The organism is Paenibacillus sp. FSL K6-1566 (assembly GCF_038050475.1).
In the GTDB taxonomy this organism is placed as follows: Bacteria; Bacillota; Bacilli; order Paenibacillales; family Paenibacillaceae; genus Paenibacillus_AQ; species Paenibacillus_AQ lactis.
Genome location: NZ_JBBOSR010000001.1, coordinates 513,467 through 537,382, shown reverse-complemented (window position 1 = coordinate 537,382; position 23,916 = coordinate 513,467). Strand labels below are relative to the sequence as shown.

21 protein-coding genes are annotated in these 23,916 nt (G+C 54.1%); 7 read left to right on the top strand and 14 right to left on the bottom strand.

Annotation, left to right across the window (positions count from 1 at the left end; translation table 11 throughout):
* Positions 1 to 94: 94 nt before the first annotated feature.
* From NST08_RS02335 to NST08_RS02310, 6 genes are all read left to right on the top strand, one after another.
* Positions 95 to 823, top strand: a complete 729-nt coding sequence (locus NST08_RS02335; RefSeq protein WP_040738845.1) for an amino acid ABC transporter ATP-binding protein — start codon at positions 95 to 97, stop codon at positions 821 to 823.
* A 99-nt stretch (positions 824 to 922) separates the two neighbouring features.
* A complete protein-coding gene (locus NST08_RS02330) occupies positions 923 to 1,732 on the top strand; it encodes an ABC transporter substrate-binding protein (RefSeq protein ID WP_007130581.1) in 810 nt (269 codons plus the stop codon).
* A 132-nt stretch (positions 1,733 to 1,864) separates the two neighbouring features.
* Positions 1,865 to 2,518, top strand: a complete 654-nt coding sequence (locus NST08_RS02325) for an amino acid ABC transporter permease (protein ID WP_040738847.1) — start codon at positions 1,865 to 1,867, stop codon at positions 2,516 to 2,518.
* A gap of 65 nt (positions 2,519 to 2,583) precedes the next feature.
* On the top strand, positions 2,584 to 3,234 hold the full coding sequence (locus NST08_RS02320) for an amino acid ABC transporter permease (RefSeq protein WP_007130583.1): 651 nt from the start codon (positions 2,584 to 2,586) through the stop codon (positions 3,232 to 3,234).
* 300 nt (positions 3,235 to 3,534) lie between these two features.
* Entirely contained in the window at positions 3,535 to 4,044 is a 510-nt protein-coding gene (locus tag NST08_RS02315) for a hypothetical protein (protein ID WP_244152713.1), read from the top strand.
* Positions 4,045 to 4,260: 216 nt separating this feature from the next.
* Positions 4,261 to 4,695: a DUF6376 family protein gene (locus NST08_RS02310; protein WP_007130585.1), complete on the top strand. Its 435-nt coding sequence runs from the start codon at positions 4,261 to 4,263 to the stop codon at positions 4,693 to 4,695.
* A 113-nt stretch (positions 4,696 to 4,808) separates the two neighbouring features.
* On the opposite strand, the gene NST08_RS02305 is transcribed toward NST08_RS02310, so the two are convergent.
* The 5 genes from NST08_RS02305 to NST08_RS02285 form a co-directional block, all read right to left on the bottom strand.
* Positions 4,809 to 5,921 carry a hypothetical protein gene (locus NST08_RS02305; protein WP_251536077.1) on the bottom strand — a complete coding sequence of 371 codons (1,113 nt, stop codon included), beginning with the start codon at positions 5,919 to 5,921 and terminating at the stop codon, positions 4,809 to 4,811.
* 249 nt (positions 5,922 to 6,170) lie between these two features.
* Positions 6,171 to 6,797, bottom strand: a complete 627-nt coding sequence (locus NST08_RS02300; protein WP_007130587.1) for a nitroreductase family protein — start codon at positions 6,795 to 6,797, stop codon at positions 6,171 to 6,173.
* A gap of 30 nt (positions 6,798 to 6,827) precedes the next feature.
* Positions 6,828 to 7,229: a DoxX family protein gene (locus NST08_RS02295; RefSeq protein WP_007130588.1), complete on the bottom strand. Its 402-nt coding sequence runs from the start codon at positions 7,227 to 7,229 to the stop codon at positions 6,828 to 6,830.
* 307 nt (positions 7,230 to 7,536) lie between these two features.
* Entirely contained in the window at positions 7,537 to 9,939 is a 2,403-nt protein-coding gene (locus NST08_RS02290) for a LamG-like jellyroll fold domain-containing protein (protein ID WP_007130589.1), read from the bottom strand.
* Between the two features lie 395 nt (positions 9,940 to 10,334).
* Entirely contained in the window at positions 10,335 to 11,561 is a 1,227-nt protein-coding gene (locus NST08_RS02285) for a glycosyl hydrolase family 8 (protein WP_007130590.1), read from the bottom strand.
* 303 nt (positions 11,562 to 11,864) lie between these two features.
* Between NST08_RS02285 and NST08_RS02280 the strand changes: the two genes are divergently transcribed.
* Positions 11,865 to 12,233, top strand: a complete 369-nt coding sequence (locus NST08_RS02280; RefSeq protein ID WP_210094232.1) for a hypothetical protein — start codon at positions 11,865 to 11,867, stop codon at positions 12,231 to 12,233.
* Between the two features lie 97 nt (positions 12,234 to 12,330).
* Here NST08_RS02280 and NST08_RS02275 read toward each other — a convergent pair whose 3' ends face one another.
* From NST08_RS02275 to sdaAB, 9 genes are all read right to left on the bottom strand, one after another.
* Positions 12,331 to 13,905, bottom strand: a complete 1,575-nt coding sequence (locus NST08_RS02275; protein WP_251536082.1) for an FAD-dependent oxidoreductase — start codon at positions 13,903 to 13,905, stop codon at positions 12,331 to 12,333.
* 42 nt (positions 13,906 to 13,947) lie between these two features.
* A complete protein-coding gene (locus NST08_RS02270) occupies positions 13,948 to 14,946 on the bottom strand; it encodes a zinc-dependent alcohol dehydrogenase (RefSeq protein WP_341341415.1) in 999 nt (332 codons plus the stop codon).
* Between the two features lie 27 nt (positions 14,947 to 14,973).
* Positions 14,974 to 17,214, bottom strand: a complete 2,241-nt coding sequence (locus NST08_RS02265; RefSeq protein ID WP_341341414.1) for a helix-turn-helix domain-containing protein — start codon at positions 17,212 to 17,214, stop codon at positions 14,974 to 14,976.
* 66 nt (positions 17,215 to 17,280) lie between these two features.
* Positions 17,281 to 18,159, bottom strand: a complete 879-nt coding sequence (locus tag NST08_RS02260; RefSeq protein ID WP_028406187.1) for a carbohydrate ABC transporter permease — start codon at positions 18,157 to 18,159, stop codon at positions 17,281 to 17,283.
* Positions 18,153 to 19,118 (bottom strand): ABC transporter permease subunit, encoded by a 966-nt coding sequence (locus NST08_RS02255; RefSeq protein ID WP_028406188.1) that lies wholly within the window; start codon positions 19,116 to 19,118, stop codon positions 18,153 to 18,155. The genes NST08_RS02260 and NST08_RS02255 overlap by 7 nt, the downstream gene beginning before the upstream one ends.
* A gap of 83 nt (positions 19,119 to 19,201) precedes the next feature.
* Positions 19,202 to 20,824 (bottom strand): extracellular solute-binding protein, encoded by a 1,623-nt coding sequence (locus tag NST08_RS02250; protein ID WP_341341413.1) that lies wholly within the window; start codon positions 20,822 to 20,824, stop codon positions 19,202 to 19,204.
* Between the two features lie 541 nt (positions 20,825 to 21,365).
* A complete protein-coding gene (locus tag NST08_RS02245) occupies positions 21,366 to 22,271 on the bottom strand; it encodes a Gfo/Idh/MocA family protein (RefSeq protein WP_341341412.1) in 906 nt (301 codons plus the stop codon).
* A 6-nt stretch (positions 22,272 to 22,277) separates the two neighbouring features.
* Positions 22,278 to 23,198 (bottom strand): L-serine ammonia-lyase, iron-sulfur-dependent, subunit alpha, encoded by a 921-nt coding sequence (sdaAA, locus tag NST08_RS02240; protein ID WP_341341411.1) that lies wholly within the window; start codon positions 23,196 to 23,198, stop codon positions 22,278 to 22,280.
* Positions 23,195 to 23,878 carry an L-serine ammonia-lyase, iron-sulfur-dependent subunit beta gene (sdaAB, locus tag NST08_RS02235; protein ID WP_341034527.1) on the bottom strand — a complete coding sequence of 228 codons (684 nt, stop codon included), beginning with the start codon at positions 23,876 to 23,878 and terminating at the stop codon, positions 23,195 to 23,197. Before sdaAB ends, sdaAA begins: the two co-directional genes overlap by 4 nt.
* Between the last annotated feature and the right edge of the window lie 38 nt (positions 23,879 to 23,916).

Sequence of the window (23,916 nt, the reverse complement as noted above, 5' to 3'; positions counted from 1 at the left end):
GCCATACCAGTGTAAAAAGAGCCTGGCAGGAAAGTCTGGACAACAACCGGCTCAGGCTGCATTTCAACATTCAGCGAATAGGAGGAGATTTCTGCTGATCGAATTCAAACGCGTCAACAAATTTTTCGGAAGCTTTCACGTTCTGAAAGAAATCGACCTGACCGTTTCGCAAGGGGAAGTCGTGGTCATCGTCGGGCCGTCCGGCTCGGGGAAAAGCACGCTGCTGCGCTGCATCAACCGGCTCGAGAGCATCACGGACGGCGAGCTCGTTGTAAACGGCGTCAGGCTGCATGACAAGCGAATCGATATCAACCGGTTCCGGCGGGATATCGGGATGGTATTCCAGCATTTCAACCTGTATCCGCACAAAAAGGTGATCGATAACATCATTCTTGCACCGATGAAGGTGCTGGGTATGACCAAAGCCGAAGCCACGGACAAGGCGATGACCTATCTCAAGCGCGTCGGCATTGCGGATAAAGCGGACAGCTATCCTTCCCAGCTGTCCGGCGGGCAGCAGCAGCGCGTGGCGATCGCCCGCGGACTGACGATGAATCCCAAAATCATGCTGTTCGACGAACCGACCTCGGCCCTCGATCCCGAGATGATCGGCGAAGTGCTGGACGTCATGCGTTCGCTTGCCCACCAGGGCATGACCATGGTCATCGTCACTCATGAGATGGGGTTTGCCCGGGAAGCGGCGGACCGGATCGTCTTCATGGATGAAGGCAAGATTATCGAAGACGCTACGGCGTCCGAGTTTTTCTCGCAGCCGCGCGAAGAGAGGGCGCGAACCTTTCTAAGCCGGCTGCTGCATCATTAGCCCGAAAATCAAGCGAGGCTTCCTTGGTCTCGGGATGATTCATTCATGACCTTAATGATTGATACCGTGAAGAACATTGATTTTGAAGGGGGATCCGAAATGAATAGAAAATTGTCCAGAACGTTCAGGTGGAGCGCGGCGGTGCTGTCGCTGATCATCATGCTGATCGCCGCGGGCTGCGGCAGTTCAGGCGAGGTTGACACGCTTGAGGCGATCAAGAAGCGCGGCAAGCTGGTGGCGGGCGTGAAATACGACACGAAGCTGTTCGGGCTGCAGGACCCTGCTACCGGCCAAGTGGAGGGCTTCGATATCGATATGGCCAAGGCCCTCGCGAAAAAAATCCTGGGCGACGAGACCAAGCTCGAGCTGAAGGAAGTCACCTCCAAAACCCGAATCGACATGCTGCGAAACGGGGATATCGATATTATCATCGCCACCATGACGATAACGGAGGAACGCAAGGAGCAGGTCGACTTCAGCGATGTTTATTTCGAGGCCGGCCAGTCGCTTCTCGTGAAGAAGGGCAGTCCGATCACAGGACTGGAGAGTCTGAACAAAGACACGAAAGTGCTCACCGTTAAAGGCTCGACCTCTGCGCAAAATATCCGCGAGAAAGCGCCGGACGCCGAGATTCTGGAATTCGAGAACTATCAGGATGCCTTCACCGCGCTCCGGGCAGGTCAAGGCGATGCGTTGACCACCGACAATTCCATTCTGCTCGGTATGCAGAAGCAGGATCCGAATTACGAGCTCGTCGGCGGCAATTTTACGGATGAGCCATACGGCATGGCCATTAAAAAAGGGAATCCCGAGTTTGTGAAGACCGTCAACGAGCTGCTTAAAGAAATGAAGGAAAGCGGCGAATATGACAGGCTGTATGAGCAGTGGATGGGCATCAAGCCGGAATAATCCGCTCATGAATGCAAGGCGTTCCAGGTATGCGCATACCGCCCCTCCTCTTTATTGATCGGGGGAGGGAGCGATTTTAAGCCTTACCGGACGCTGGCCTAATCCCCCTATCGGAGGTGAGGAACATTGAACCTGTGGGATTTCAGCATCCTGATCGATTATTGGGATGATTTTATGGCAGGCCTAGGTCGGACGGTTCTCGCAAGCCTCCTCGGGCTGATCGGCAGTTTGGTTCTCGGCACCTTGATTGCCATCCTCCGAATCGCTCCGTTTCGCATACTCAATGTGGTCGGGACCGTCTATGTCGAGTTCATCCGCAACATTCCGCTGCTGGTGACCGTTTTTTTCTTTTTCCTCGGGGTCCCTGCGCTCGGGATCGCCATGGAACCCTTTACCGCCGGCACGCTCGGTTTAATCGTCTACACTGCCGCTTTCGTTGCGGAGTCCATCCGGGCCGGTATCCAGGCTGTTCCTTCAGGACAATCCGAGGCGGCACGCTCCTCCGGGCTCAGCTATATTCAAACCATGCGCTACATTATTCTCCCCCAAGCGGTCAAAATCGTGCTGCCGGCAATCGGCAACCAGATGATTAATCTCGTGAAGAATTCTTCCGTGCTGGCCGTCATCGCCGGTCTTGACCTGATGTACTACGCGGACATCATCAATCTGAAAACGTTCAAGGGTATTCCGGTGTATACGCTTGTTGCCCTGTTCTACCTGCTGCTGACCATACCGCTCAGTCAGGCGGTTCATTACATGGAGCGGCGCTTTGCCAAAAGCAACTGATATCTTTTGAAACTTGCCGATCTCAGGATTTTGCAAATCCTCATCTATAAGGGAGGTGGCACAAGATGGATTTTATTGGCGCATATTCCTGGCCAAATTTGCGATATCTCCTTCAAGGCTTTTGGATTACGGTACAGGTTGCCGGCTTGTCGATTCTATTCAGCTTTATCATCGGAACCGTGCTGGGAACCGTCAGGTATACGAGGGTTGCCTTCGTCTCGAGGACGGTCGCCATCCTCGTGGATGCCATCCGTAATCTGCCGCTCCTGTTGATCATTTTTTTCATCGGCATGATTCTGCCTCAAGCCGGCATCCGCATTCCGACCTTTTGGGCGGCGGTCGTCGGGCTGAGCATCTTCGAAGGGGCGATGATCTCCGAAATCGTACGCAGTGGTCTCGTATCCGTCGATAAGGGGCAGATCGAGGCAGCCCGCGCCTCGGGTCTATCCTACATGCAGACGCTTCGGCATGTTATCCTCCCGCTCGCGCTGCGCCGAATGTCCCCGCCGATGGTGAGCCAATTCATATCGCTGATAAAGGACACATCCCTGGCCATCATCATTTCGCTGCCGGAGCTGATGCGGAACGTAAAGATTCTAAGCGGATCCAGCTTCTCTTATGTCATTCCGGCGCTTGTATTTGCGTCCCTGCTCTACTTCACCTTGAATTATTCGCTGTCGCTGGTTGCTAAACGGCTCGAGGCCAGACAGATTTAAGGAGACGAAGACCCTGGGCGCTTGCTCCGATGAAGCCTTCGTCAAGGAGGCAGGAGCTTCGCAAACCGCAAAGCTGCTTCTTGATCCCCAAGGCTATTCCTTGAAAACCTAAGGCTGCCCCTTAAACCGCAAGGCTGCTTCTTGAACCGCGAGGTCTTTTACGCCCTGCGGTTCTTTGCCGTTCCGTCATACTGGTCATTCTGGGGAAATTCGGATGATTTTCCAAGCGGACTGCAACCCTGTACGTCAACACATCGTCTAATGGGCATACATGCTAATCATTCACAAAGGAGTGCTAAGATGATGAAGAGAGGATTGCAGCTGCTGGTCGGCGTTTCCCTGATGGCCGGTCTTTGGCTCGGCCCGGCGAGCCCGGAGGCCTCGGCCTTATCTTGTGCTGAGCCCCGAAAAATCACCGAAGAGCTCAAAGTATCGGATATCGTGTTCCGCGGAACCCTCGTCTCCTACGACGAGAACGCCGACTTCATGAAAAGCACCTATACATTCTCGGTTTCGGAATGGTGGAAGGGCGATCTGGAGAAAGGGACGATCACGCTCCATCCTACCGGCTGGGACACCTTTGAGGAAGGAAGGGAATACATCGTGTTCGCGAATGCGGGTAAAGAAAGGGTCAAAGCCCGACTCTGCGGGAATACGGGGCCTTCCTCATCGGTCGACACCTCTTCCTTGGGCGAAGGCAAACAACCTGCAGCTTCCGAACTGCCCGAAAGGACGGCATCCGGGGCGGGATTCGGAAACCTCCTTGGCAGTGTGATTGAGATTATCCGCTTCCTATGCAGCAAATATTAAAACCGACTACCTCAAGCCTCGTGCCATCTCCACAAGAAACCCCCTATAGACGTACTCCCACAGAAGACAGACCGCGTTTAGCAGTATTTTTTCTTGCGATATCAGGCAGCAGATCCTCCGAGGTTATACTTTCTGATATCTTCAAAAATATCGAACCAATCCTCCGAACATGCGTATATAACAATAAGATTGCACAAGCTGACAGGAGGATGAGAGATGATCAAGAGATTTTTGCTGCTAACGCTTCTACTGGGGGTTCTCTCGGGCTGCTCATTGCTGGACAGCGTGAACAATTCCCTGGATTATACGAAGGAAGCCGGCACGTTCATCAATGAGGCTTCACAATTCGCCCAGTCCATCCCGGATCTGGCCCAACAGGCGGCTACGAGCGCGGATGCCAAAGAGACGCTGACCAAGGAGCTTGAAGAGATGAAGACCCGCATCTCGGAGTTTAACGGGATCGAGGCTCCCGCTTTTGCGCAGGATATACATGAGCAGCTTGTAGCTTTAAACGATACGCTGCTAACCGACATCAACGGATATATGGACCAAATCCAAAACGGTGTGACCGACCTCCAAAATTCCGGCATTGTTGAGACGGTGAACAAAATCAACGAAACGATGGACCTCATCCAAAACCTCCAGCCATAATCGAACATTCGCACAGCAATAAGGCTGTTCCCGAAGATCTCGCAGATCTCGAGGACAGCCTTATCGCTTGTGTCCGAAGACAGATTATGTCATGCATAGAGATCAATTTCGACTCACTGAACAAAGAGCTGAAGATTGCCCGTAAAAGCTTCACGAACGACATACCGGGTCTGGTCCGTGCTGGGAGTCAAAATCCAATACGTGCCGCGCCTCTCCGCCGGATCCTCCGGTTCCCAGGCCGCAATGAGCTGCCAGTCTTCTCCGTACCGCTCGTCGCAGGATTCCCGAAAGGCTTCGGCAATCCGGTCATGGGGCAAGAGCTCCAGCGGGAACGCCTGAACGCTGCCATAGGCCTTCATCCAGTCAGCGAACGGCACCATATCCGATGCATACAGCTGCGCATAATATCCTTCTCCTCCACCTGCTATGGCTGCAAAGGCTTGCTCGTCGCCTTCCTGAGCAGCCTGGTACAGCAGAGAAACCGTCTGAATCGGCGTCCAGAGGGGCGTATCATAATTGGAGGCCAGGAACTCCCTGTATTCCGCAGCCGACTGAATGCCTGCCGCAACGAGCTCCTCGAAGGACGCCTCCCTTCCCAGCTCATACGCTCCCGGATAAATCGCCGTCTGGTCGATCACCTTCGGTCCGTCCGGAAACACATTGACGAACCATACATTCTGATCCCCATAGCTCAGCTCTTCCAGCACAAGTTCGACCTGACTGCCGTAATGGATGGACAACAGCCGCCTGCTGTCTTCCGCCAGAGTCAGCTTGTCGAAGGACCGAAAGCGCTCCGGTTTCAGCTCGCGCTTCCCTGCTTCCTCGATCAGCACATCCAGCTTTGACGGCGTCATGCGGACACTGGCAATGTCCGCATACCGGAAATACGCTTCGCGATCCTCCGCATGCAGCGCTTCGTACATCTGCAGAACGGTATCGACAGCCATGCGGTCCCGTCTGTTCTCCAGCTGGCCGAGGCTCTGCGAAACCGTGCCCACTCGCTCCTTATCCTCGTTTGCCGTACGCTGGACCTCGGACTTCTCCGCTGGCGGCTGCTGCGCCCGAGCCGTTGAGAGCTCCTCGACGGAAGCCGGCATAGCGCTGGACAAAGGCTGCGGCGATGCCCCCTCTTGACTGCACGCCGCAGTCAGCAGCATCAACGCAATCCACAGGGATAATCCTCCCTTACGGCGGTACCGCCTTATACGATCATTCAGCTTGTACACCCCCTCGTAACGACAACCAACGATTTATATGTAATCTTTGTGTCAATCCCTATATATTCATCATCGTCATTCCCGAAGCGAATGTTAATTGCTGCAGCAATAAAAATCGCACGGATGAAAGAATTCACCCGTGCGATAGCTGCCATTGCCCCAGCGGCATCCTCGCCCAAACTCACGCAAGCCCAAACTTACGAGCTTATCGGGGATATAGGAAGGGCCTGCTGCTGCATCATGAACCATTGCACATCTTCAAAACCGGTCATAGCTGACAAACTCCAGCACCGGCTTACGGTAGCCTCTCGGACGAGGCTTGGCTGCATCTTCCTTGCCGATCGCAATCAGCATGGCGGGAACATATTCAGCGGGAATACCGAGCGCCTTACGAAGCAATTCGGGATCAAAGCCGATCATCGGACAGGTATCCCACCCTTTATCCTTCGCCACGAGCATCAGCATCATCGCGGATAAGCTTGCATTGCGAATGGCCTCATCCCGCATGAAGGACTCTCCCCGTTCCTTGTAGAATCGGGTGACCTCCTCAACCGTCTGGTCATATTCCAGCTTGTCGATGATCCCCAGACTGAGGAATCCCTCGTTCATCCGTCCAACCTCCTCATAGGCCCGCATATTGCCAAGCACAACGATTACCGCAGAGGCCGTTCGGATCTTATGCTGCTTGTTTGCGGCTTCGTACACCTTATCCTTAAGGTCCGGAGCCTTCACCACCACATAGCGGGCATGCTGGAGATTGAAAGCCGAAGGAGCGTATTTCACCTCGTTAAATATGTCGTCCAGCGTTCTGTCCGGAATGTCGATGCCTTCGATGAACCGATTCGCCGACCTCCGGCTTTTGATTAAGGTTGTTAAATCATTCATTTTGTACGCCCCTCCAATCGAATTCTTTCATTAAAAGATCAATGCATCCAGAGAGTAAGTTCCCGCACCGGTAAGAGCAAGCGCCACCGCAGCTGCGATCAGCAGCAGATTATACTCGTAACCATTCGCAGTAGACCAGTAGCCGTTCTTTCCATGAACTTTAACGATTGCCCCAAGCATTGTCAGCGTGATGAGGGCAGCTCCAAGCACGGTCAGGAAGCCGGAAGCGAGCAGCAGCCCGCCCGCCAGCTCCATCAAACCAGCCATTACAGCCGCTGCAACTCCTGGCTTGATGCCGATCGATTCCATCCAGCCGCCGGTTCCCTTCGGACCGTAGCCGCCGAACCAGCCAAGCAATTTCTGTGCGCCATGGGCCATAAATGACAGCCCGATGACCAAACGAAGAATAAGCAAACCTAAATCCATCGTCATTATAAAAACCTCCAAGTTATTTGCTTTATTTAAAATCATTTCTCATGATCGATTTATTTTTACATTCTGAATCGCAGATAAAGCCGTACGGAACCATTCGCTCATAGCCGCTAACGTTTATACAACATCAACTCACTCCTTTATACTTACTATATTTTTTATAGTTATTTGTCTTGATATTAAGATAAATCATAGACTACCCTTCTGTCAACCACTGATTATGAAAATGACGGATTCCCATCAGAACAACGAAAAAAGCACTCCTGCATGCAAAGAGCAGGAATGCTTCATCGGATCTTTTCCTATATTATTCCGCCAGCTTCTTGATTTCGCTGTCGGTTAGCGCCATGTTATAAATCCGAACCTCATCCAGGCTTCCATTGAAGTACGGATCGGCTGCAAAGCGGCTTTTGCCCAAGTAAGCTTCCGTGGTCAACAGCCCGCTTGGGTTCAGCTTCATATGATCGCCGGAGGCAACAAGCTGTCCGTTTACGTACAGCTTGCCCGTATCCCCCTGAAGGGTCACGGCTACATGCGTCCATGCATTTACCGGAAGCGGCGCGTCAGCAAGGAGACTCTGGTCGCCGCCGTTGCCGTGAATCGTAAACTGAAGGACGCCGGTGTGCTGGGACGGGGTCAGGAACATATGCCTTGCGAGCCCGCTGCCGGCATCGAGCACCCGCTGCCACGGAGCCCCTCCCTTCCAATATACCCATGCCGCGAACGTTAGATCATCCGTGTCTGTTACCAGATTAGGCAGCTCAATATATCCGTTCTTGCCGTCAAAATCAATGCCCCCGCCCTGATAGCCTCGCTCATTCCACTGAACGCCGCCGTGCGTCCGCCCGTCATATCCGTTCGGGGAGCTGTCGATCACGACGCCCTCTCGGTTCTCACCGAAGCCATAGTTCAATAGCATCGGTCCGGCCGACTGCTGCAGCACGGTCACGTCAAAGGACCGGGAAGTCTTGTAGCTGCCCTTGACGATCCCGGCAGTCAATGTAACCTTCGCATTTCCGGAGCCCGCGGCTGGACGCGTCACCTTGCCGTCAGCGGTGATCACGTTCGGATCGGAGGTCGACCACTGGATCGTTGTGCCGCCGGATGCCTCGGAAGGCAGGGTCAAATCGTAGAAGATGCCGCTCACATCACCGAGCGACAGGTCTGCTCGAACTTCCTCCGCAATCTGCTTATCGCTGCGCTCCGGCTCCTTCGCTCCCCAAACGGTTGTTCCATCCGGCGATAAAGCCGTAAAGGTCATGAGCTGCTGCCCGGCCTCGGGATTCCATTGCGGCGCGAACACGCCCTTATACACAACACCGTCCAAAGTCAGCGTAACCTGCTGCTTTCCGCTAGTTTTCCATGTGCCGGAGACGCTTCCTGTCACCCGGCCGTTCATATGCAATTGGATCGGCTGCGACTCCTTGATGTTTGCGGAAATATCCTTCCCATGGTTGATCAGCTTGTATTCCCCTGCTGCATCCTTCGGGGTTACCTTCTTGTCCACTGCTTCCTCTCCTGCATAACGGAACGGGGCTGCGACAGGCCAACCTTCCTCGTTCATGTACAGTTCATGGACGCGGATTTCATGCTCTTCGCCGCGCTGCGGAAAGCGGCTGTGGAAGATCAGGAACGTTCTGCCGGTTGCTTTATCGTAGTATACCGAGTTATGTCCAGGGGATACCGCACCGGTTCCCAAGCCCGTTCCCGGATCGCCAATCAAACGCTTGAACAGATAGTTGCCCATCAGCTTGGTCCCGAACGGCTCGATCGACCGGTCATCGAAGAGCGGCAGGGACGGATCGGCCTTCACCTCTCTCATGTCGTTTCCTTCCGCATCATAGAACGGGCCGTCGGGGTTCTTGGATCGGACGACCCGCATATTGTACCCGCCAACCGCATCAAGTCCGCCGTACGAAAGATACAAGTAATAATAATCCGTCTCCGGATTGTAGAGCATATACGGTCCTTCGATCCGGCTATGGTTGCCCCCCAGCAGCTTTTTGCCATAGCCCTGTCCAGGAAGCGGCTTGCCGTTCGCAGGATCCATCTCCATAATGAAGATTCCCCCGGAATAAGAGCCATATACCATCCACAGCTTTCCATCCTTATCAAAGAAAACATCCGGATCCACCACATTCGGATGCTTCGTTGCATCGTACACGGTGCCGTCCTCACTCGGCTCGCCCCACATGCCGGATTTCAGAATAATGCCGGTGTCCTTATAAGGTCCTTCGATCCGATCGGCTACGGCAATCCCCATCGCCGAGCGCGGGGAGTCTCCTTTGCAGGCATTGTAGTACATATAAAATTTGCCGTCGGCAAGCTGGATCACATCGGCCGCCCATAGCGTATCGCTCTGAGCCCACGCCAGCGTTTCCTTCAGTTCCTCCGTTACATTCGGAATCAGAGGATTCCCCTCAGCAACCCCGGAAGCGATCATGTCCCACTTCATGAGGTCCTTGGATTTGGCCGCTGCCAAATGGGAGCCGAATACATAGTAGGTATCGCCCGCCTTGATCACGGATGGATCGTGCACAGAGGCCTCCCGGAATACCGGAGCGCTTGGCTCCTTCTTTTTGGCCGCCGCCTCCACTTTCACGCCTAAGCTCCCCGTCTCCGGCCCCTGCCCAAATGCCATAGCGCTTCCCGCCAATAAAACGCATACAACAGCTGCGGCAGCTCCAGTTCGAATCATGTTCTTTCGCATACGACGCTCCTTTCAACCAATCGCTGATTTTTTGTAAACCCTTTCAAAACAGACAAACAAGAGTGACATGAAGCCTGAACCACGATAATTTTAATTCATTAAAACATAAAACGTTTTATATTATATATAAGATATTATCATTGCAGTTGCTCCAATTTCAATCCCCTTTTCCATTTATTTTATCCGAAGCGAATCGGTATGGTCTTAAAGACCCAGTATAAGAAAATGCCGAATCCCCCTAGAAAAACCTGCCCTTGTTATATTTTCACCCCCCTCTCCGCCGCTTGCACGGAGCATGGGATCTTAATGAACGAACGAAACCCCGACCACAAACGGAGGTCGGGGTTTTGTTTTATGTTTTTATGAATCAAATGAATATAACAGCTATTCTGAGATTAGTAGGTCCACCAATTCCCGGACATGACCAGCATCGATAACAGCTTGATGCTTTCTTCGTAATATCCCTCGGCCGACGCATTCGCCGTATAGGTCCACACGGCGTTCAGCCAGCTTTGGTGGTTCTGGGAGACCATCGCGCTGACGCCGAACGGAGCGTAGAATGCGCCGCTGTTATACGACACAAGCGGGCTTCCGCCGAGCGTATAGCCAGCCTTGATATTTGCCGGCTTCTGGCTCGTGTTCGATTTGATGAACGCGTTCATCTTCTCGAGCTGACCCAAGGCCCTCGTGTCGCCGGTCATCAAATAGTCGGTAGCGATTCGCCAAGGCGTCCGCGCCGAATTGTAATAATAGTTCCCGTCGTTCGCGCCTTCAAGGAAGTCGGCCGCCGCAGGCTGATAGCTTCCCCCCTGCAGCACGACGAAATCCGGAAGCAATCCCGTATTCGGGCTATAGCTGCTGTGGACGGAGTTGATAATACTATACGTTTTGTTGATCACCTGATCCCATCTGGCATCGCCGGTAGCCTTCCGGAACGCCTTCAGATGATTCAGCATGAAATCGGACGGGCGTGTGGCGGTATTGAAGCTCCCGCTCGTTGCCCAGTCTCCCAGACGAAGGGTCCATTGCGATTGATTCACGTCATGGCTCATGATGGCGCCTATGATGTTTTTGGCGGCTTGCAAATAGTTAATGCTGCCGCTGCTGCCCCACTGCTTGTCTGCCAGCAGCAGTGCGTATGCGATATCCATATCGCCGTCCGTCGCCGAGTTGGCCCCCTCAATATTCTGGAAGCTGCTGTTCTGCTTCCATGCCATTAAGTATGGATTCTGGTTGCTCGGATGAGCCTTATAGTATCGGTATAGTCCGTCGAAGTAGGTCTGAGCGTTGGCATCGGCTCCAGCCATCATGACGGTCAGGATCATCCCGTAGCCATGTGCCTCCGATACCGTTTCTCCGGCCGAGTTGTATTTAACGTAATATTGACCCGTGCCGGCAGGCTTGAGGAAAGAACTCTTCCAGCTGTTCCACTTGGTCTTTACAGCATCGTCCATCGCCGTCTGCGTCACATGATTGGGCTTGATCGAGCCGCTCGTATAAGTCGTATGCTGCGGAAACGGCTTTTGATTCGCCGCCATGGACAATCCCGCCGGCAGCATCAGGAGGACGACACAGAACAACAGCGCGCTCTTGCGGATGACTCGTTTACCGCTTGATTTCATCAACCTCATCTCCTTCATAGATTCGAATTGAAAATTCGGTTACCCTTACCGCTTGTCCGGCCGATTTCGCTTCGATCACCACCTTTCATCACTGGATGACACGGTGACGGAGAATCTTTATGTAATCCAAGTATAATCTAAAATGGTTAATTATGTAAGTCTATAGTCTCGTTTTTCCGTCAGTTTTTCAAAAAAAAGATAGAAAGCATCGAACTAACCCCCTGCTCCAAGCGTTTGTAAATAGCGAAGGGGAATTACGGGGAGTATCCGAAAAGGAACACCCTTAAGATAAAGGTGGTGGGTATGATGCCTTATTATATATGGCTGGTTGTTTCTGCGCTGCTGTCCTTGTACGGCGTAATCACGTATTGGCCGAACTATTCGCCGGATGACGAAATGGTTCTGTTCAATGACGTTGCGACGGCCATCTTCTTCACGCCTTCTTTCTTTATTCTGTTTCTGTCCATGATCCTTCAGGCTGCCATCCTGGGTTTAAAGCGGTATCGTGCGTTCAGGCGCGTGCTCTATATTCTGATCTATCCTGCCAACGTTGCCCTCTTCTATGTCATCACGATGAATCTGATGCCGATCTCGACGATCATTATCCTGGTACTGGCGGGATCTGTGGTTGCCGTTCTGCATTACTTTTTGTCTTATTTATTCAAAAATTAGGGCAAACGGACCGCGTTCTTCCGGTCTATAGATGTAACCTAAAATGGGCGGTGCAGGATCATACCTGCACCGCCCTATATTCCTGCACCGCTCTGGTTTAAACCGCGTGAATGGATGGCCACGACAGCTCGATCCCCTGCCGCACCAGCAGGTGCTGGAACGCCTCCAGCCGCTCTGGATTACTGCGGACCTCGGACGGCTTCAGACCATGCTCCACGCAATAAGCCGCTAAATACCCCGCCGACTCTCCGATGTTCCACTCGACCGGATGAAGGCGGTAACAGCCGTTCGTAATATGTGTCGTGCCGATATTTTTGCATGCGGCCAGCACATTGCTCACCCGCACCGGAATCAGGCTTCCCATCGGAATTTGGAAGGGGAGACTCGAAATGTCGATATAGGTGCGCTGTCCCGTGCTTGGATGCAAATCGATCCGGTAGCAGCCGACGCCGACGGAATCGAAGAACTCCGCTGCCTTTCCATCAGGCCGGCAATCGCTGGCGACATGCTGCTCCTTTACCGTAAATTCAGCCCGGATTCGGCGCGACTCGCGAATGTACGGCGCCTTTGCCAGACCGTCCTCTGTGCCGAGCACATCGGGACGGAGTCTAAGCCCCGGATAACCGGCTCCTCCGTCCGGACGAGGAGCCTCCGTCTGCATCCAATAGAGAAGCGACAAGCTTAGGCTCCGGGCCTCTTTCAAATGCTTCTCCCGCTCCTCCGGGCTTACATCAATGATCGGTCCCAGCCAATAATCGTTCTGCGGCCAGTTCACGATCGTCACGCTGCTATCGAAAGCGCCTGCGGCGAAATGCTCCCGATCCAGAATCTGTCTGTATTTCCACAGCGAGAATGACTTGCCGTCCGGAAACAGGCTGTAGGTGACAGGCTCCAGCGTATGCGGGACGAGCCCGCTCCAGCTGAGCATGCGATCGGGCCAGAAATCGGCTTGATACGCTTTCCAAAAGTCATACCTATCCGGCTTCGGAATCGTATGATCTTCACCTTCAAGGTAGTCAACCGCGAAGCACCACGTGAACGCCTGCATATCCATCGGGTCCGGCGAACCGGACATAGCATGGGGCTCCCCGGTATCCTCCATGGATTCCGCGCCGGTGACGTACTCGATTCCCGCAAGCGGCAGCAGATCCCCCTCTTCGGTCGCATCCAGAAACAACGCGCCGGTAAGGGTAACCTCATTGCCGGATTTTGCGTTCCGCAGCGAAACGGCCGTGACCCGGTCACCGTCGCTCTCTGCTCGGGTTAGGACGTGCTCCGTAAGGATAACGAGCCTACCGCTGTGGACGTACGGAGCCAGCATATCCCGCAGAACGGCCAGGGCTGCCCGGGGTTCATGAGCGATCGCGCTCACCAGCGCGCTGCCGGGGTTGAAGTGCTCGGCCGCTCTGGCTTCCGGCTTTAACGGAAACCATGACTGATAATACTGCCGAACCCGGCTGCGAAATTCACGATAGCTCGCCGTACATCCGAACTGTTCAATCCAAGGATGCTCATCCGGCGGCACGCCCTGACTGGTAATCTGCCCGCCTAGCCATTCTTCGGCCTCCGTCATGATGACGCGTTTCCCGCTGCGGGCCGCCGCCAATGCTGCGGCACATCCGCCCAGCCCCCCGCCGAGGATGATAATGTCCGCCTCTCTATGTTGACCCACGTCTGTTCACCTCGTATCGATAATGTTATTTATCCGCCAGGACTAGCTGTATTTAAAAATCGTTCCGAGCGTGGTGGAGCCGGGCCCGTACCGCTCATATGCGCCGGCCGCTTGCTCTACGGGAACGACGTGGGAAATAAGCGGTCTTACGGATATTCTTCCTTCCGCAAGCAGACGGATATATTCGGCGACATTGCGCCCTTCCGTCCAGCGTACGAAGCCGATCGGATAATCATGGTTCTCGAGCTCGTAGTTCGCATCGTAGCGCCCTGGACCGCCTGCCCGCGAGATGAGAACCTGCGCCTCCTTGGCGAACATCTTTCCCCTGGAATAAACGGTCGTCAAATCGCCGACAATGACGATTTTCCCCTTGTCCCGGATCCAACCCATCGAGGCGTTGATCAGCTCCTCTCCGGGGCCGCTTGCGCACAAAATAACGCTGTCCACGCCATGCCCGCCCGTCAAGCTCCGGATGCTCTCCTCCAGCTGCTCACGGCTATCGGCGGCATGCGGTATATACGCACGCATCTCCTTCACCCGCTCCGAATTCAAGTCGAATCCGGCGACAGGGAAAGCGGCCGCATGGGCAATCTGGGCAATCAGCTGGCCGAGAATACCAAGGCCCACGACAACGGCAGATTCGCCGAAGCGTAAGTCGGCCACCCGCAGCGCATGAATCGCGATCGCTCCGAGACCCGCGAATGCCGCTTCCTTGGGATCGACCCCATCCGGCACCGCTGCCGTCAAATTCGAAGGAACGGTCAGCACCTCGGCATGGCGTACATAAGGCGCCCCGTAACAGGCGACGCGCTGGCCGACAGACAGGCCGCTGACGCGCTCCCCGATCGCTTCAACTATCCCGACTGCACTGTAACCCATTACCACAGGCTGATCGGAAGCTCTTTTGATAAACGTCATTTCGGTTCCCGGGCTCACGGCCGAATATTCGGTGCGTATTCGAACATGCTCTGCCGGCACTTCAACCGGCTCCTCGAGATCGGCAATGATCACATTGCCTTGAATCGTAGCCACCGCCTTCATATGATGCCTCCTGCTTCCTTGCGGCCCCTATTTCCCCGAGGCCTTACGGTACTCGCTCGGGGAGACGCCGCAGTACTTTTTGAATGTCGTTGTGAACGTGGACGAGTTCGAATAGCCCGTCTTCTCGCCGATTTCAGCGATGCTGAGCTCCGTGTTGCGCAGATATTCCCGGGCATGGGCCAGCCGGACCTTGTTCAAATACTCCACGTAATTGACGCCGAATGTCTTCTTGAAATAATTCGAGAAATATTTGGAGCTTGTATCTAGCACCTCCGCCATATGGTCCAAGTACAGGTTCTCCATATAATGAAGCTCGATATATTGAGAGATGAATGCCGGATTCAGCTTGCTGCGCGGATCGTGATTGCGCATATTCGCGACCACGCGAATCACTTCAACCAGCGCCTCCTGAATTTCCTTGTACGTAAACGCATGATCGACCTTGCGGATAAAGGCGCTTTCCAGCTGGAACAGCTCGCTGCGGTCCGCGGAAGAGGATTCCGCCTGCTTCAGGACAAAGAAAAACATGCTCTTGGCAATATGGACCATCTGATGATGATGAATTTGCAGCGAGACGTTCTCCTGAATGATCTCATTGACGATCCGCAGCCCTTCATCCACCTTGCCGCTCAACATGCAGTTGCTCAGCTTCTCGATCTCCTGAAGCGGGAAATACAGCTCGGGGACGTACCGGATGCGTTCCGTGTCCACTATGACAGTCCCCTCGTTCACATGCCGGTACAGCAGCCCTTCCTTAATATTTTCATAGGCTGCGCGGCAGTTGCTGATCTTGGACTCGTAAGCTCGGCTGACGCAACCCCATACCCCGAATGCCTGCAGATACCCTTGCTTCGCTGCCCCGAGGAATTCCTCGAACCGCTGCACCAGCTTCTTCCGTTCCGAAGGCTGGTCAAGGCCGATCAGCGCCAGAAACTGCAAATGCTCGATATGATACACAACCGCATGCTCGTAGCGCGCCGTCAGATCGCTTCGAATCGCTGCCGTCAATTCCTCCAGCACGAATCCGCCCTCCGAGTCCGGCTTGTCTTCCGGCTGCAAATAGATGGCCGCCATCACGAAATGCCTGCTCTGGAAAAAATGCGTGTACTGCTTCTGCATCTGAATTTCCTGCTCCCGCGAATGATTCTGACCATCAAGGGTTTGCAGGAATACGCCCCTTCGTATTTCTTCGTCGACAAGGTCCATTTGCTTCTTCAGCGATTCGTTCTCCCGCTGGACCTTGATAATGCCGCTTTGAATTTTTACGAAATCGTTCCCTTTCAGCGTGCTGCCGCCAAGCAGCTTGACGATATTTTTGACAGGCCGGTACAGGTAGACGCTGAGCAGCAGCGACATCAGCACCGCCAGTACAATCGCCCCGTACATAATCCACTGATTGGCATCGGTGACGGAATCGATATTTTGAAACTTGTAAGGCAGCTTGTTGATATAGATATATCCGTTATACTCGGACTTGTAGAAATTGTACTCGTAATTGCCATGCGTCAGGGAAGCTTCCTGGGACGGGTTAAAATACACATCGTTCAAAATATCCACCAAATCCAGGTCCTTCTCCGTGCTCAGAATGACGTTACGGTTCGCATCCAGCACGATGAGCGAAGCGCCGGGGATCATCGAGTTCAGGTCGATGCCCTTCAGCAGCTTGTTCACGTTGATCAGAATCATGAGGTTCTTGTTCGATAACCGGACCTTGTTGCTGTCCACCGCAATCATCAGATTGCGCCCGTACCCGGTGCTCTGATCCATGTAAACCTCGGCCGGAAATACCGTAAACTCGTGCTCGGAACGGGTAAGGTTCTTCCAGAACATCGAATTGTAGCGCTGGGATGTGTAGCGTCTGTCAAAGAGGGCATCCAGGTTGCTCGTTCCCCGGGTCGTAATGGCAAGATCATGATCATCGAACGAGATGATCACGTCCTCCACGATATCAACATTGGACACGATGCTCGTCAGATTGTCCTGCAGGGTTATGACCTTCTCCATGTCAAGCCCTCCGCTGTCCGCCTGAATCCGGTCCGAAGGAAGCGCATGAATGTTGAAGATCAGGTTGTTGATGGAGGAGAAGCTGGTATCAAACGATTGAATGACGTTTTTGATCACCATGCGATTGTTATCGCTCACCTTGTCATAAATTCCGCTGATGGAATTTTTGTACACGATGTAATTGAATATGAACATGATGCCGATGACCAGTTGCAGAGCGAAGAAAATCTGAAGCAATCCTCTGTTGGCGATCAGTCGATTCATTATGGATTCACCTCTCTTGATGTCATCCCTTCATATTCAACACACATGGCCCGGGTCCCTTCACGATCAGCCTTTTTCAGAGCCGAGCATAACCCCCTTGGCAAAATACTTCTGCGCGAACGGATAGATCAGAAGCACCGGAATCATCGACAATACGATCGTTGCGTTCTTCATCGCCTGCGGGGCCAGCGCCGCCGCGTCGACCAGGCTCGGATTGCTGCCGTTCTCGCTGAAGATCAGCATATCGCGCAGCACCACCTGCAGCGGGTACAGCACCGAATCGTTCAAATAAATCATCGGAATGAAAAAGCTGTTCCAGTGGCCCATGAAGTAGAACAAACCGATAGAAGCGAGCGCCGGCTTCGAGAGCGGGATCACAATTTGGAACAGGATCCGGTACTCGGATGCGCCGTCGACAACAGCCGCCTCGCGCAGCGATTCCGACATATTCTCATAGAAGCTCTTCAGAATCAGCAGCTCGAAGGTCCAGATCGCATTCGGCAGCACCAAGGCCCATACGCTGTTAAGCAGCCCCAGCTCCGAGACGATCAAATAGTTCGGAATAATGCCCGGGTTCAAGAACATGGTGATGATGATGGCCAGCAAAAAGAACTTGCGTCCGAAGAAATTTTTGCGTGCCAGCGGGTAGGCCGCCACGGCCGTTAAGAGCAGGTTGATGGCCGTCCCGAGCGCCGTGTACATGATCGTATTCAGGTACGCGCGCGGTACCCGGTCGTCATTAAGCACCTGGGCATACGCGTCGAGATTGAAGCCCTTCGGGAACAGCGTAACATTCCCCTGCACCACCTCGGACGTCGCGCTGAGCGAAACGGCTGTAATATATATCACGGGATAGACGGTAATGATAGCAAGACACGTCAGAATGATCGTGTTTACGATGCCAAACAACGAGATGTTTCGAAGACTGAATCGTTTGTTTACCATAGTCCGCTGCCTCCCAATCGCTTGCTGAAGTAATTAGAGGATAACAGCAGGATCATCGCGACAACGGCTTCAAACAAGCCTACGGCTGCGCCATAGCTGTAATTGCTCTCCATGAGTCCCTTCCGGTAGACGTAAGTCGAGAATACGTCGGCTACCTCATACGTCATCGGGCTGTAGAGCAGGAGCACCTTTTCGTAGCCTATACGCAGCATCGAACCCGTCTTCAGGACAAACATAATGATGATCGTCGGAAGAATAGCGGGAATCGTAATCCGGAAAATCATATGGTGGCGTTTGGCTCCGTCCACCTTCGCCGCTTCATACAAGGAAGGGTTGATGCCCGCGATGGCTGCCATATAAATGATCGCCTCATAGCCTACGGTCGCCCAGATGTCCGAGGAGACATAAATGGTCCGGAACCAGCTGGGTTCCCCTAGGAAATAGATTTTCTCAAAGCCCAAAGCCGCGATGAACTGGTTAATGATCCCTTGGTTCGGCGAGAGGAAATCGATAATCATGCTGCTGATGATGACAACCGACAGAAAGGAGGGGAGATAGCTGAGCGTCTGCACCGAACGCTTGAACCACCGGACCCTAACCTCATTTAAGAGAATCGCCAAAATGATCGGAAACGGAAATCCGAAAATCAGGTTGTATACGCCGAGAAGCAGCGTGTTCTTAAAGAGCAGCCAAAAATCCGGACTGCTGAAAAATTTCTCGAAATGCTTAAGCCCCACCCAATCGCTTTCCATGATGCCGGTGAACACGCTGTAGTCCTTGAAAGCAATAATCAAGCCGTACAGGGGTCCGTAACGGAAAATAATATAAAACAACAGGCACGGAATAAACAAAATTAACAGCTGCCGGTCCCGCTTCATGTGCTGAAAGGCTGCAACCATTCGTCCGCCGATTCTCCCGCGGGGAGCGGCCGGCTTCATCTCTGTCCCTGCACTTGCCATGGTGTTCTTTCCCTCCTTAAGAAGATGAGCAGCATCCAGGTGTGAATCCCGGATGCCGCCATCAGCCTTATATCTGTTGCTGCTTACTTCGTAGCTTCATCCAGTCTCTTCTGAGCGGCATTGAAAATGTCGACCAGCTGCTTGGCCCCCTGCTTTTCAGCTTGCGTTTGCCATTGCTGCCACTGCGCATCGCCATAGCTCTTATTCAGAATGTACTTCGCGTTGAATTCATCCGCCAATTTCTTCAGCGAGGTTTGAATTTCCGCAATCGTGGCCGTTTCGTCATCCGTGAAGTTCAGCACCGGATCCAGCGGCTCGAATTTGTTGCCGTTCAGCAGCTTATCCTGGGCTTCCTGCTCCTTCTCCGTATAGTTGAAGTACACGCTGCGTTTGTCGGCATTGACGTACAAGCCTTGCAGCCACAGGCCATAGCGGTCCTCCAGCACGCTGATATCCACCAATGGAACGTCCGTCAGCTCCGGATAAACGGCTTTATCGCCTTCCAGTTTAAAGGTTTCGCCCTCTACTCCCATCGTTACCAGCGTGGCGCCGGATGGGCTCGTCAAGTAGTCCAGCAGCTTCAACGCCGCTTCCTTGTTATCGTTGTTCGCAACCGCGATGCTGAAGCCGTTCGTAATGCTATCAATCGTCTTGCCGTTGCCCGTAGGGCCTACCGGATTGCCGTACCGCAGATCATAGTTCGGGTTCTGGTCCTTCACTTGGTTGTAGAACAGGTCCAGACGGCCGATCCAGTCATAGGTAACGAAGGATTTATTGCCGCTCGTCATCTTCGCGGTCCAGGAATCGTCGGTATCGGTCATAAATTCCGGATCCAGAAGACCCTCGTTGTACAGCTTCTTCATGAAATCGAGCATTTCCTTATGCTCCGGCTGCACGGTCGCATATTTCCAGACCTTTGACGCTTCGTCGTAATATACCGGATAGTTGGCGCCGCCCAAGCCCCAGCCGAATGCCCAGTCGCGGAAGATATGCTCTTTCGTCTTGGAGGCGTAAGGATAGGAGTCCGGATAAGCCTCTTTCAGCTTCTTAAGCGCTTGATAGAACTCCTCGGTGTTCGTCCATTCCTTAATGCCCAGCTCGTCGAAAATATCCTTGCGGTACAAGAAGCCGTGGTTCACGTCACGATTGATGTTCGCCACCGGCCAGGTATAGATGTTCCCCGATTCATCCCCATAGGAAGGAATGACCCATGGATTCTCGTCCACATACATCCGCTTGAAATTCGGCAGCATGTCGAGGTGCTCGTTGATCGCAACGACTGCCTTCTGCTTACCGATCTTCTTCAGCTCCGACGGCGTCAGGCCGTGGAAAATGTCCGGCAGCTTGCCGGAAGCGACCGTTACCTTCAGCTTGTCGTTGAACGTGGCCGATGAATACGCCTGGAAGTTGATTTTAATCCCGGTGCGTTTCTCGATTTCCTTGGCCAGCAGCGAGTCATTGAGGTCCGTCTTCTCGCTCACCACCATCCAAGTGAGGGTTGTCGGTTTATCCACCAGCGGCAGCTTGAGCCCGCCCGTATCTCCGTATTGGTTCGGATCGGCCGGTGCGGCCGGAGCAGGCGTTTCGCCTGAGCCGCCTCCCGCCTCCGGCGCTGCCCCTTTGCCCCCGCCGCTGCATGCAGCGAGCATCGACATGATAATGGTTAATACAAGTGCCATACGAAACCATGGTTTTGGTTTTCTCATATATGCGCTCCTCCTAAATCTGGATATTCGTAAGTAGCTGGATTCTAGGATGCCTTCGTTATACTACCCCCGTCGTTTTCCTTCTTCATTCTCGTTCAGTCATGACCTGCCGCGTAATGCGTTTGGATGATGGTCGTTCATTGGATGTTCCTGCAGGCGGTTATCCCCTCCCAAGTCCTATCGTCCTGTGCAGCTTTTCGCGAATGCATTTCTTACTTTTCGTAAAGCTGCCTTCGGGCTGAAGAGCATATTGCATTTTCTACCCGCCCTCATCATAAAAGCGCTTTCAGGTTTTCGTAAACCATCGTATTTCAGCCAGCTGGAATTTTTCCCTGCAGCCTATGTTAAAATCGCTGAATCCCTTGATATATCAGGCTTTTTGGCTGTGTAGAAAATGCTAAAGCGGTAGAAATAGAGCAAAAAAACAAAGGGATTTCCCTCCGGAAATCCCTCACATTTCGTGTTCATTTGATGTTCATTTTCCCCTCCGAAATGGAGGCTGCGCGCATGGTTTAACCGATCAATTTCACAAATGACGGCGTCACATGAGCTGCTCTTTGCAGCCGCTCCGTCTGCTCTTCTCGGCAGCTTCGAGGAATGAGATCACCTCAAGCGTTTCCTCTGCCGCAAGAACGGTTCGCCGCTCGGTAAACATGACCATCACCTGCTCCAGCAGGCTGGCATACCACGGCTTATCCGATGCCCCGGCATCGATAAATCGGCAATCTTCGCTTCGATGGATCAACGCCGTGAATCTGCCGGTGCCCCTCCGGCTCCCGCGCACCGTTCCGATGCGGCCATCCTCCCAAACGCCGGTGATCAGCTCCTCTGTCTCCGTAGAGACCGCGGTGACCTCCTTGGCGCCCCTTCCCATCACGGCATACAGCATCTCGACGGCGTGAATGCCGTACCAGAAATAGTGGGACTGGGTCGGTTGCACATCCATCGGCCCTGATACGTCTGCGCCCAGAATGCTGCCGCGGCCTTCTCCGGCAAGCTCCTTGGCGAGCGCATCCGCATAGCGGAGCGAGGAGGAGCTCATCAGCGGCACGCCGGCGCCGGATGCCGCGGCGAAGATTTCCATCGCCTCATCCGTGCGCAGCGCCAGCGGCTTGTCGATGAACACCGGCTTGCCGTAAGAAGCGATCGAGCGGAACTGCCGGAGGTGTACCCGCCCATCTGCCGATAGCAGAAGGACGGCGTCACAAGCGGCAGCCACTTCTTCCGGCGTATTCAGAATCGCGACGCCGAATTGCTCCTTGATCTCCTTCGTGAAGCCGTCCACCCGGCCGGCGCTTAGCGGAAAGTCCGGCGATCCTCCGGGGAACGCAGCCGTAACCCGGCCGCCCGGAATATGGTACGGGTGCCCGGGATCGTTCAGCAGCCGGGTAAACGCAACCGCGTGGGACGTGTCCAGTCCGATAATGCCGATATTCAACAGCGTCATATCCGGTTACTCCCCCTTCCCTTTTGCACCCTTCTCGCGCAGCTTCTTGCCTTCCTTCCCGTAGAGGTCCTTTAAAATTTTCTTGCCGGTCGGCGTCTGTGCAAGCCCGCCCTTTGCGGTCTCCCGGTGCTTGGCCGGCATAGCCGTGCCGACCTCCAGCATGACATCGATCACTTCATCCGATGGGATGACGCTTCGAACGCCAGCCAGCGCCATATCCGACGCCGCCAGCGCCGTAACCGCGCCGAAGCCGTTGCGGACGATGCACGGAATCTCCACCAGACCGCCGACCGGGTCGCAGATGAGACCCAGCGAGTTCTTCAGTGCGAGTCCTACCGCATGGACCGCCTGCTCCGGCGTACCGCCGCGAAGCTCCGTCAATGCGCCGGCGGCCATGCCGATCGCAGAGCCTACTTCGGCCTGACAGCCGCCCTCGGCGCCCGATATGAATGAATTGTTCGCTATGACATAACCGATGGCGCCCGCACTGAACAGTCCCATGACCAGATGCTCGTCATCCCAGCCAAATCGCTGCTGCGCGCTGACGAACACGCCTGGAATGATGCCGCAAGAGCCGGCGGTCGGCGTAGCCACGATCCGTCCCATGGACGCATTCACTTCCGATACGGACAGCGCATAGGCGAGCGCCGTGCACGCATCCGTGCCGAGCGCCGGCACGCCCGTTGACAAATAGTCATGAACCCGGACGGCATCGCCCCCGGTCAAGCCGCTCTTCGACGGAACCGGCTCATGAATGCCCCGGTGAACCGCCTCTTTCATAATGCCGTAATAATCGGCCATTTGCTTGAATGTCTCTTCCCGGCTTTTGCCGGTTTCCTTGATCTGCTCCTGCAGCATCAGCTGCCCGATCGTCACTTGATCCTTCTCGCAGCAGGCAATGATGTCCTTCAATGTGGAAAATTTCATGACGCCGCCTCCTCTGTCGTCAAATCCGCGAACACGACGCGATGCACGCCCGGCAGGCCCTCGATATGCTTCATCAGCTCCTGCGGAACCGCCTCGTCCGATTCGACGACGGTCAGGGCATCACCGCCTCGTCCCTTGCGATCCACATCCATATAGGCGATATTAACGCCTCCGCCCTCGAGCAGGCGGGTGATATGCGCCACCATGCCCGGCGTATCGTCATGAAAGACCAGCAGCACCGGATAGTTGGTCGTGAACTTGACGTCAAAGCCGTTCACCCGCAGCATCTCAACGCTGCCTCCGCCTATGGAAGCGCCTACAATACGATCTTCGCGCTCACCGCTGATTAGTCTCAGCTCCACCGTATTCGGATGGAAAGCGACATTCTGCGCCGTCTTGAAGGTTAGCTTGATGCCTGCCGCCTCAGCCAGCTCAATGGAGCTTCGGATGCGCATATCGTCCGTTGCAAAATCCAGCAGTCCGCCGACAACGGCCAGATCCGTGCCGTGACCGCGGTAGGTATCGGCAAAGGAGCCGTAAAATACAATTTCCGCCTGGTCGGGGAACGCGCCGAATATGCGCCGCGCAGCCCTTCCGATCCGGACGGCCCCGGCGGTGTGGGAGCTCGACGGCCCCACCATACTCGGCCCGATAATTGAAAACACATCTTTAAACCGCATACGCGATTCCCCACTTTCGACTATTCTGCCCTCATTGT

Bases quoted from the DNA above. Each gene is read 5' to 3' on its own strand.
- NST08_RS02330 (WP_007130581.1), top strand. From the start codon at position 923: ATGAATAGAAAATTGTCCAGAACGTTCAGGTGGAGCGCGGCGGTGCTG.
- NST08_RS02320 (WP_007130583.1), top strand. From the start codon at position 2,584: ATGGATTTTATTGGCGCATATTCCTGGCCAAATTTGCGATATCTCCTT.
- NST08_RS02315 (WP_244152713.1), top strand. From the start codon at position 3,535: ATGATGAAGAGAGGATTGCAGCTGCTGGTCGGCGTTTCCCTGATGGCC.
- NST08_RS02310 (WP_007130585.1), top strand. From the start codon at position 4,261: ATGATCAAGAGATTTTTGCTGCTAACGCTTCTACTGGGGGTTCTCTCG.
- NST08_RS02300 (WP_007130587.1), bottom strand. From the start codon at position 6,797: ATGAATGATTTAACAACCTTAATCAAAAGCCGGAGGTCGGCGAATCGG.
- NST08_RS02295 (WP_007130588.1), bottom strand. From the start codon at position 7,229: ATGACGATGGATTTAGGTTTGCTTATTCTTCGTTTGGTCATCGGGCTG.
- NST08_RS02290 (WP_007130589.1), bottom strand. From the start codon at position 9,939: ATGCGAAAGAACATGATTCGAACTGGAGCTGCCGCAGCTGTTGTATGC.
- NST08_RS02285 (WP_007130590.1), bottom strand. From the start codon at position 11,561: ATGAAATCAAGCGGTAAACGAGTCATCCGCAAGAGCGCGCTGTTGTTC.
- NST08_RS02280 (WP_210094232.1), top strand. From the start codon at position 11,865: ATGATGCCTTATTATATATGGCTGGTTGTTTCTGCGCTGCTGTCCTTG.
- NST08_RS02270 (WP_341341415.1), bottom strand. From the start codon at position 14,946: ATGAAGGCGGTGGCTACGATTCAAGGCAATGTGATCATTGCCGATCTC.
- NST08_RS02265 (WP_341341414.1), bottom strand. From the start codon at position 17,214: ATGAATCGACTGATCGCCAACAGAGGATTGCTTCAGATTTTCTTCGCT.
- NST08_RS02260 (WP_028406187.1), bottom strand. From the start codon at position 18,159: ATGGTAAACAAACGATTCAGTCTTCGAAACATCTCGTTGTTTGGCATC.
- NST08_RS02255 (WP_028406188.1), bottom strand. From the start codon at position 19,118: ATGGCAAGTGCAGGGACAGAGATGAAGCCGGCCGCTCCCCGCGGGAGA.
- NST08_RS02250 (WP_341341413.1), bottom strand. From the start codon at position 20,824: ATGAGAAAACCAAAACCATGGTTTCGTATGGCACTTGTATTAACCATT.
- NST08_RS02245 (WP_341341412.1), bottom strand. From the start codon at position 22,271: ATGACGCTGTTGAATATCGGCATTATCGGACTGGACACGTCCCACGCG.
- sdaAA (WP_341341411.1), bottom strand. From the start codon at position 23,198: ATGAAATTTTCCACATTGAAGGACATCATTGCCTGCTGCGAGAAGGAT.
- sdaAB (WP_341034527.1), bottom strand. From the start codon at position 23,878: ATGCGGTTTAAAGATGTGTTTTCAATTATCGGGCCGAGTATGGTGGGG.